Here is a 9,833-nt window from a genome sequence, read left to right on the forward strand (position 1 = left end):
TATAGTTAGACTCATAATTTCGCAGTCTTAATTGATAGTCTGATACGATTTTTCACAGTCTGCGTACGGATTTTAATAGGCTCAGGACAGTTTTGACAGTCTGAATTAAAATTAGCAGCCAAAATAGCCCTCAGACATTGAAAATCGAGGGAACACTATTAAACGTCTCAGAGTGCGATTCGCAGTGTGACCTGTGACAATCGGGAGGGCAGGGCGTAAAAACCACGACGTATACCCTCTGCGAGCCGTTCACGCAGGTATAAAAGCCGTTCAGCTGTAAAAGTGCTGGGCTCCCCATCCGTCCCAGCCGTCCCAGGAGTCACACGGGCCCCAGCGGAGGCCCTATGTGTTGTCACAGCTGTACTGCGATTGTGTTACACATGCAGTACAGTCGGGAAAACACATACCGCTCCTCCGCCGCATCGGCTGCGGTATTTTCAACGACGCCGCCCTCTAGCTCGCCGGCGGCTTGTCCAGCACCGTGCCGTTGACAGAGCGGAAGTCCCACACCGAACGGCACTGCGACTTTTCTTCCCCGGCGCTGGCATCCCGAAGCGTGCCTTGCGAATTGAAATCGGGGGTTTCCACCATGTAATCCACGTACTCGATCACCCCGGTGCGCCGGTTGTAACCCACGCTTCCCGCGGTAATGAACCACGTCCCATCTTGCGCGCAGGTATCCAGCAGTTGGGTGCCCAGCGAAGGGAGCTGCGTTCCCGCACGCAAACTCCCCGAAACGACCCCGCGTTCATTTTCCGGACCGTAATCGGCACTGCGAATCAGCAAGCGCATATCGTCCTTCGAGAGCGGTGCCAGGCTCGCCTTATTGGGAGGCTGCCCGTTAATGGTGTACTCCAGCACCTTATCCCCGTCATACCGCTGCGCCAGCTCATTTACGCTGAATCGCGACGCCCAATCATCCAACCCCAAACGGTTATTGGTGCGCAGCACCCGAACCTCGAACTCGGTGAGGTTATCTACCGCCCGCAGAGCCTCCGCCGCGACCGAGTCCTCCGCTGCAGATTCCGTGCCTTGCCCGCCAGCCGCACCGGGTGCAGTGGGTGGCGCAACCGATTGCGCGGCGCCTGGTGAACTTGCCGTGCTAGGCGCCGGAGTCGAGCTTGCCGAACCGACCGGCACTGCCGGGGTGCTGGGCGCCGGTGGCGGCGTCGTCGTACTAGTACAAGAAGCAAGGGCCGCAACCGCGCAGATTCCCGCGACGCTGCGGAAAAGATTTTTTCGTGCCATACCTCATGCTACCGCCACACGGCGCGTAAGTGTGACGGGCGCCGCAGCCTGGCGCACCCGCACCGTTCCGCGCCCCGTGCCCGTGCCCGCGCCGTTCCGCGCCCGTGCCCGCGCCGCACGCCCCGTTGCGCCCCGTTGCGCCCCGTTGCGCCCCGTGCCCAAGAAATCTTCACCCGCCGTCCAGCTTCCTTGCCTAGAATCAGTTTTTATGAACGACGCCGCACCCGCGCAGCGGGACCTTGACTCGCTCGCTCCCGGTCACGCGCCCGCCCCGGGCGCGCAGCGGGAACCCGAGTCCCTCGCCCTGACCGACTCCGCCACCGACCCCACCACCGGCAACGAGCACGTACCCGCCAGCGACCCGGCCCGCGGGCTGAGCGCCGCACAGGCCGCCCAGCTCGCCGCGGACGGCAAAGCGAATACCCTCCCCGACCGCTCGGGGCGCTCGGCCGCGCAAATTGTGCGCGATAACGTTTTCACCCGCATTAATTTCATGCTCGGTGTGCTGTTCATTGCCGTGATCCTCACTGGATCGTGGATCAATAGCGCCTTCGGCCTGCTCATTATCGCGAACTCGATTATCGGGATTATTCAGGAGCTGCGCGCCAAGCACACCCTCGATTCCCTGGCCGTTATCGGTGAGGCGCATCCGCGGGTGCGCCGCGACGGCGAGGTGCGCGAGATCGCCCGCGAGGAGGTGGTGCTGGGCGATATTATCGTGGTCGCCGCCGGCGAGCAGATCGTGGTGGACGGCGTCGTCACCGAAGCTGACTACCTCGAGGTCGATGAATCCCTCCTCACCGGCGAATCTGATTCCATCCACAAGGAACCCGGCGCCGCGATGATGTCCGGTTCCTTCGTGTCCTCCGGCTCGGGTAGCTACCGCGCCACCCGCGTGGGCGCCGACGCCTACGCCGCCAAGCTCACCTCCGCCGCCTCGAAATTCTCGCTCGTCGATTCCCAGCTGCAAAACGGGATCGACCGCATCCTCAAAGCCATCACCTGGGTGCTGGTGCCGGTCGGGCTGCTGACCATCTGGGGGCAGATCCGCGTGGTAGGTCTGGATTGGGCGGCCCTCGGCGCGCAGTGGCGCGATATCGTGCTTTCCGTAACCGGCGCGCTGGTGCCGATGATCCCCGAAGGACTGGTGCTCATCACCTCGACCGCTTTCGCGCTGGGGGTGATCCGGCTCGGCCGCCTGAACGTGCTGGTCAACGAGCTGCCCGCCATCGAAGGCCTCGCGCGCGTGGATACCGTGGCCGTGGACAAAACCGGCACCCTCACCGAAAATACCTTGCGTTTCGCGGGGCTCGAGTTGGTGCCCGGCGCGGATTCGCACAGCGGGTTCAGTTCCGGCAGCACGGCTTCGCACAGCGGCTCCGGTTCCGGCGCCACCGCGGTGCAGCACGACGCCGCCACTCCCGCCGCGCGCGCTCAGGCCACCGCACGGGAAGCCTTGGCCCAGCTGGGGGCGGCCGATCCGGCCCCGAACTCCTCGATGGAGGCCATTAAGGAAGCCCTCGGCGCACCGGCCCAGCCGTGGGATGTGGCCGAGCGCCAGCCTTTCACCTCGGCAAAGAAGTGGTCCGGGGTGAGTTTCACCAATGGCCAGCATTGGATTATGGGTGCCCCGGATGTGCTCCTTGACCTGGCGAGTCCGGCCGGCCAGGCGGGCGCCGCCATCGCTGCCACCGGCCAGCGCGTATTGCTCCTGGCCCGCAGTGATACGCCCGTCACGGCCGCGACCGCGCCCGGTAACATCGAGCCGCTCGCCTTTATTCTCCTCGACCAAAAAATCCGCCCGGATGCCTCCGATACCCTGCGCTACTTCGATTCCCAGGGCGTGGCGGTCAAGGTGATCTCCGGTGATAATGCCGCGGCGGTCGGGGCGGTGACCACGCAGCTCGGCGTCGACGTCGGCACCCCCGTGGATGCCCGCACCATCCCGGAAGCGAGCTTCGCGGAAACGATTAACGACAATGCGGTGTTCGGGCGGGTGACCCCGGATCAGAAGCGCGCCATGGTGGCGGCACTGCGCGGGGCGGGACACACCGTCGCGATGACGGGCGACGGCGTCAATGACGTGCTCGCCCTCAAGGACGCCGACCTGGGCATCGGCATGGGTTCGGGCACCTCCGCCACCCGCTCGGTCGCGAAGATTGTGCTGCTCGACGATAAATTCGCGTCGCTGCCGCACGTGGTAGGCGAAGGCCGGCGCGTGGTGGGGAATATCGAACGCGTGGCCCGGCTTTTCCTCACCAAAACGGTGTATTCGGCGGTGCTCGCCATCGCGGTGCTGCTGTTCGCGCTGCCCTACCCCTTCGTGCCGATTCACGTGACGATCACCGGCTGGTTCACCATCGGCATCCCGGCGTTCCTCCTCTCCCTACCGCCGAATAACGACGCCGCCCGCCCCGGTTTCGTGCAGCGCGTCATGCGTTTCGGTTTCCCGGCGGGCCTGGTTGTGGGGGTCGCGACCTTTATTACCTACGTGATGTTGTACGACGGCGCAGCTAGCTCGGCGTATGCGACTCAGGTTTCCACCGCGACGCTTCTGACGATGATTATTGCCTCCTCGTGGGTGCTCGTGGTGGTGGCCCGGCCCTATGTTTGGTGGAAGATTCTGCTGATTTTGCTGCCGCTGGTGGGCTACGGGGTGATTTTCCTCTGGCCGTTCACGCAGCGCATCTTCATGCTGGATTCCTCCAATTCCGGGGCTATGGCCCTGGGCACCCTGGTGGGGCTGATCGGGGCGGCGCTTATTGAGGCACTGTGGTGGTTCTTAGGATTGCACTTCGGAGAGCCGGCCCGGCTGTGGCAAAGCGCGGAGCAGCGGGCCGCGCAGCGCACCCAGGCCGAACTGCGCAAGAAGGCCACGGCGGAGCGGCGCGCGGCGGCTACGGGCGCGGCGGCTACGGCGGCTACGGCGGCTACGGCGGCTACAGGCGCGGCGAAGTAGCAGAACTAGCGGAACGAGCGGAACGAGCAGTTGTTTCTCTGCTGGCCGAAAGGCACTGAGCTTGGCGAACGCGAAATTTGCTTGCCGCTCCCGGCTGCCCTCTGATTGAATGAATGTGGCTTGGCCCGTGTAGCCGAACGTTCCGGTGTGTCCGGTGGCGTGCGGAAGGTGACCAGGCACCTGTCACATCGGGGGCGTTTTCGCCGGTTACCGTGCGCGTTTATCGCGCGGGGTTACCGCGCACCGCTCCCGCGCATCGTTAGGATTTATCGTGAGCAACGAAGACGCACCCCGTTCGCCGCAGGGCGGCGAACCCACCCGAGCTTTCCCTCCACACGGCTCCGAGAACACCACCCCCGGCGCGAGCAGTTCGCCCGAAGCCGCCTCCGCTCCCGGCACAGGAAACACTCCAGATATCACCGGCGCACCCGATATCACCAGTGCGCCCACCCAAGCTTTTTCCACGCCCACCTCACCTTCGGGCGACTATCCCACCCAGGCTTACGCCGCTCACAGCGGCGCCTACCCCGGTCCGGGCCAGTATGGTGGCGGGCAGGGAAGCCAGCCCGGTCAATACGGCGCGCCCAGCTACCCGGGCGGTCCCGGTACCTACCCGCAGCAAGGCAATTATCCGGGTCAGGCCCCGCAGTATGGCTCCGGCCCGGCTGGCCAGTACGGCGGTCCGGGTTACCCCGGCGGGCAATACGGAGCCGGCCAGGGCGGTCAATACGGCGCTCCCGGCTACCCGGGCGCGCCGGGTGGTCCGGGTGGTCCGGGTGGTCCGGGTGGTCCGGGCAATCAGTACCCCGGCGCCGGCGGCCCGAACGGCCCGCGCGGCGGTTACCCGGCCGGCTACGGCCAACAGCCCAAGCAGAGCAAAACCGGGCTTTTTGTTGGAATTGGGGTCGGCGTAGTGGCGCTGATCGCGCTGGTTGTTGGCCTCATTTTCTTCCTCAACCGAGATAAGGCCAGCGATGATGTGCAGCCCGATCCCAGCTCGGCTCCTTCGATCAGCGCCCCCGCCACGCCGGACGGCACCGCCGCACCGGAAACCAGCAAGGCCCCCATTTTCGATTCGCCCACAACTCCCGCACCCGCGCCCTCCGGCAATTCGGGTGACTCAGCGGGCAAAGATGGCGAGGATGGGCTGACCTACACCTATCCGCCGGAAAAAATCGGGGCCCTCTTCGATTCCTTCCTTAAGGATCCGACTTTCACTGAGGCCTTCGGTAAACCCGAACGCGATGACGCCGGTGCCTGCATCGGCAATGCCGCGCAAGGCAAGCTATCCGACCAGTTCATTGATGTCCTCGAGCGTGCCAGCAAGGGCGATATCACGGCCGGCAGCGAAATTGAGGACCCCAAGTTCATGAACGATCTCCTCAACTTCATCCTCATCATGGACTCCTGCGGAGTAAATATCACGATGCAATAGGAGCCTGCGCCGGCATATTTCACCTCATTGCAATGCACCCGGGCACCGATTCCCTTTGCGGAATGAGTGCCCGGGTGCTTGTCTCTTGGCTCATGTCACTGCGTATTATGCACGTGGCCGCATAGGCGTCGTCGTACATGCTCCGCATCACAGGCCGCACCCTGCCGCAAACTCGACCGGACAGGTACACTCAGAGCCCCAAGGAGGTTATGTTATGCATAATAATAATTATTATCATTGCGAGCACGGCGACCACGCCGGCGGGCAATGCACCTGCGCCCAGCGCAGTTCCGATACCTCCTCTGCACCGGCGTCAGAGGAGAGTGGCCCATCCGAGGAGGATGGCGAATCATTTAACGAGGATGGCGCTGGCGACCACCTCTGCCGCCTGGCTCGCACCCCCGCCGCGGTAGCTCCCGCGGCCGGCCACGAGCATGCCAGCGGGCACGACCACGGGCCCGGGCATGTGCACGGTGCCGGGGCGCAACGCGGGCGCATCGCCTGGGCGCTCGGTATTACGTTCTCCATTCTTATCGCTGAGGTGATCGGGGCGTTCTGGCTCGGCTCGCTGGCCCTCCTTGTGGATGCCGGCCATATGCTCACCGATAGCGCCGGCCTGGTCATGGCGCTGGTCGCCGCTCACCTCACCACCAAACCCGCCACCAACCGCCGTACCTGGGGCTACGCCCGGGCAGAGATTATTTCCGCGTGTTTGCAGGCCACGCTGCTTCTCGGGGTAGGTATTTTCGTCATTATCGAAGCGATCAAACGCCTCACCGACCCGCCCGAAATGCCGGCCGCGCCGCTCTTGATTTTCGGCATTATCGGCCTGCTCGGCAATATCGCCTCCATGCTGATTTTGTTCACCGGGCGCGGTGCCAGCCTCAATATGAAGGCCGCCTTCCTAGAGGTGTGCAATGATGCGCTCGGTTCGGTGGCGGTCATCGTGGCTGCGGCGTCGATCTACTTCACCGGGTGGGGCGGCGCGGACGCGATTGCCGCGATCCTCATCGGGATTCTTATTATTCCGCGCGCGCTGCGCATTCTGTCCACCGCGCTCAACGTGCTTATGGAGGCGACGCCGCAGGGCCTCGACCTGGACGAAGTACGCCAGCACATGGAAAATCTGCCGCATGTGATTCGCGTGCATGATATGCATGCGACGACGGTCGCCACCGGGCTGCCGGTACTGAGCGCCCACGTTGTGGTTGAGGATGAGTGTTTCTTTGACGGGCACGCCCCGCGGATCCTTGACCAGCTCCAGCAGTGCGTCGCGGAGCATTTCCCGGTCAAGGTGGAGCACTCCACTTTCCAGCTTGAGCCGGCCGAGCACAGCAAATGTGAGTATGTGCCGCACGGGTAGGGAGTGGAACTAGGTAACGGGTAGCGCTGGGCCGCGGGCTGCGCTGGGCGACTCCCCCCCCCCCCCCCGGGCGGCTCCGGGCCGCGAGTAGCTCAACGCGAGCGCGACCGGAGGCAACCGAATGCAGCCGCAGGCACAAGTGTGGGGGCACCTCAATTGAGATGCCCCCACACTTTTTTGCTAGTGCGTTAGCGGGCTAGCTTGCCAGCTGACGAGCGCACGGCGCCTTATGCTTTCTTGCGGCGAGTCGCCACAAGGGCGGCACCGGCCAGCAGGAATGCGCTACCGAGGGCGAAGGGCAGGGCCGCTTCGCTACCGGTATGGGCGAGGGAACGGCCAGGTTTCGTGACCTTGGCGGGCTGCTTGGTCACCTTGCCAGGCTTCTTGGCTTCCCCGGCCTGGCCGGGTTCGCCGATCTTGGCGGGATCGGTCACTGTGCCGGGCTGACTCGGGGTGCCAGGCTGGGCAGCCTTGGCCTTGACCGTGAGGGTCGCAGTCTTGGTAACCTTCGCGCCCTTGTCATTGGTTACGGTGAAGCTCAGGGTGTACGTACCCGGCTTGTTAGCGTCGTACACATTGCCAGGGTTGGCAACGACCTCTCCACTGGCGGAAATAACCATGTCCTTCGGGTCGAAGGGGTCCCCCACGGTGATTTCCACATTCTTGAGAGTGAGGGTGGGAACCTCCTCGATGGTCACCCACCGGCCCACGACCGTGAGGGTCGCAGTCTTCGTGGTCGTCACGCCTTGCGCGTTCGTCACCGAGAAGCTCAGTTCGTACGTGCCCGGAGTGGCGGTATCGAAGGTGTTCGAGGGGCTCGCAACAACGTTGCCGTTCGAAGCGACGATCATATCCTTGGGATCGAAGGGGTCACCTACGATGATCTTCACGTCCTTCAACTCCAAAGTCGGAGCCGGAACCAGCTCAACGAGCGGCTGCTTAACCGTGAGGGTCGCCGTCTTCGTCGTCGTAATACCTTGCTCATTCGTCACCGAGAAAGTGAGCGTGTACGTACCCGGAGTATTCGGGTCATACACGTTATCCGGGCTGGGCACCACGGTCCCGTTCGAAGAAACAATCATGTCCTTCGGATCGAACGGATCGCCGGCCTTGATCTCCACGTTCTTCACCACGAGCTGCGGGGCCGGAATAATCGCGGTCCACCGCTGCACGACCGTGAGCGTCGCGGTCTTCGTCACCTTCGCACCCTGCTCATTGGTCACCGTGAAGCTCAAGGGGTACTTACCCGGCTTGTTCACGTCATACACGTTATCCGGGCGGGGCACGGCCTCACCACCGGCGGTGGAGACAACCATGTCCTGCGGAGTGAAGGGGTCACCCACGATAATCTTCACGTCCTTCAGCTCCAAAGTCGGAGCCGGAACCAGCTCAACGAGCGGCTGCTTAACCGTGAGGGTTGCCGTCTTGGTGACCTTGGCGCCCTGTTCGTTGGTGACCGTGAAGGTCAGGGTGTAGGTGCCCGGAGTATTCGGATCGTACACGTTATCCGGGCTGGGCACGGCCTCACCACCGGCGGTGGAGACAACCATGTCTTGCGGAGTGAAGGGATCACCGGCCTTGATCTCCACATCCTTCAGCTCCAGCGTGGGAGCGGGAACGAGCGGGGTCCAGCGCTTCTTGACGATGAGGTTGGCGGTCTTCGTGACCGTACCGCCGTGCTCATCGGTCGCGGTGAATTCGATCGGGTAGGTGCCGTAGGTGGTGGCGTCATAATTGCCCGTGTGGGTCACCGAGCCGCCCGATGCCGGATCGGTAAGGTCACGGTTCTTGTAGTCCTTCGCGGACACAATCATGCTTTGCGGATCGAAGGGATCATTTTCCCAGATCTCGATGTTCTTCACCTCGAGCGTGGGCAGCTTCGCCCACTCGGCGGTCAGGCGGACGATGCCGCCGCGACGTTTCCCGACGACCTGATTGCCGTCGATTTCATCGAACTGGTAGGGGTTCTCCGCCGTGAAATACTTCGTTTCACTACCCGTGGCAGGATCGCCGATGAGGGAACTGCTTCCGGACCACCCGATAAAGGTGTAGCCCTCACGCGTGGGATCGGCTGGCTTTTGCACGGTACCGTGCGGGGTAATGAACATTTGGTGATAGGACCCGGGGCGCTGCGCCAGATGGTCGGTCGGAATCTCACCCGACCAAGTACCGCCATTGAGGTGGTACGTAGCGTAATTAAAGAACGTGACGTTGGTCCCCAGGTAGATCCGCCCCGTCGGGGTGTAGTCCTTCAACGTATACGTGACAACGGCATCCTTACCGATGCCGGTCACGCTTTCCGTCAAGTCCGAGCCGAGCTCGAAGGCACCGCTGGTTCCGATAAGAACGCGGGTCGGTTTCATGACGATTTCACCGCTGAGCTTCCACCCCGCGGGGTACGTGGTGGAACGGTAGCTACGTGCCGGATCGGTCGGGAAAACAACCTTTTCGGTGGGGTTCTCCGGATTGTATGCAGTGATGTCAAACTTCTGCACGGCATCCCAGTTGATATTGTAACTAAAGTCGTACGTTGCCTGTGGCGCTGCCTCGGCACGCAATGGATACCCCGCGACCACCATCGCCAAAGCGGCGATGACCGCGAGGAACCGTGATACGGTTCGCGTGAGCATTTTATCAATCCTTATCTAGGTAGATGAGATACCTAAACTAAGTGTCCTATAAGCCGTAATCATATAGCAATATTCAAGACTGAAATAATTAGCTTTTTGGAGAGAAAAATCCATGATTTTAGGGCTATAGGACAAAATGTGTTGGTTACGGTTTAGTAGGTTGGGTTCCATTTAGTCCCGTTGTGTAGATCGGTCCAT

The 9,833-nt window shown here is 62.7% G+C and carries 5 protein-coding genes; 3 read left to right on the plus strand and 2 right to left on the minus strand.

Features of this window, described 5'->3' with window-relative positions; all coding sequences use genetic code 11:
* Positions 1–453 precede the first annotated feature (453 nt).
* On the minus strand, positions 454–1,248 hold the full coding sequence (locus QP828_RS07430; protein WP_274734464.1) for a hypothetical protein: 795 nt from the start codon (positions 1,246–1,248) through the stop codon (positions 454–456).
* A 208-nt stretch (positions 1,249–1,456) separates the two neighbouring features.
* Between QP828_RS07430 and QP828_RS07435 the strand changes: the two genes are divergently transcribed.
* From QP828_RS07435 to QP828_RS07445, 3 genes are all read left to right on the plus strand, one after another.
* On the plus strand, positions 1,457–4,207 hold the full coding sequence (locus tag QP828_RS07435) for an HAD-IC family P-type ATPase (RefSeq protein ID WP_274734465.1): 2,751 nt from the start codon (positions 1,457–1,459) through the stop codon (positions 4,205–4,207).
* 271 nt (positions 4,208–4,478) lie between these two features.
* A complete protein-coding gene (locus QP828_RS07440) occupies positions 4,479–5,642 on the plus strand; it encodes a flagellar basal body-associated FliL family protein (RefSeq protein ID WP_274734466.1) in 1,164 nt (387 codons plus the stop codon).
* Between the two features lie 214 nt (positions 5,643–5,856).
* The gene (locus tag QP828_RS07445) at positions 5,857–7,005 is read left to right on the plus strand and encodes a cation diffusion facilitator family transporter (RefSeq protein ID WP_274734467.1); all 1,149 of its coding nucleotides are present in this window, start codon (positions 5,857–5,859) and stop codon (positions 7,003–7,005) included.
* A 227-nt stretch (positions 7,006–7,232) separates the two neighbouring features.
* On the opposite strand, the gene QP828_RS07450 is transcribed toward QP828_RS07445, so the two are convergent.
* Complete coding sequence (locus QP828_RS07450) at positions 7,233–9,635, minus strand: LPXTG cell wall anchor domain-containing protein (RefSeq protein WP_274734468.1); 2,403 nt, start codon at positions 9,633–9,635, stop codon at positions 7,233–7,235.
* Between the last annotated feature and the right edge of the window lie 198 nt (positions 9,636–9,833).

The organism is Actinotignum sanguinis (genome assembly GCF_030230305.1).
In the GTDB taxonomy this organism is placed as follows: Bacteria; Actinomycetota; Actinomycetes; order Actinomycetales; family Actinomycetaceae; genus Actinotignum; species Actinotignum sanguinis.

Coding starts and splice junctions, on each gene's coding strand:
- QP828_RS07430 (WP_274734464.1), bottom strand. CDS start 1,248: ATGGCACGAAAAAATCTTTTCCGCAGCGTCGCGGGAATCTGCGCGGTT.
- QP828_RS07435 (WP_274734465.1), top strand. CDS start 1,457: ATGAACGACGCCGCACCCGCGCAGCGGGACCTTGACTCGCTCGCTCCC.
- QP828_RS07445 (WP_274734467.1), top strand. CDS start 5,857: ATGCATAATAATAATTATTATCATTGCGAGCACGGCGACCACGCCGGC.
- QP828_RS07450 (WP_274734468.1), bottom strand. CDS start 9,635: ATGCTCACGCGAACCGTATCACGGTTCCTCGCGGTCATCGCCGCTTTG.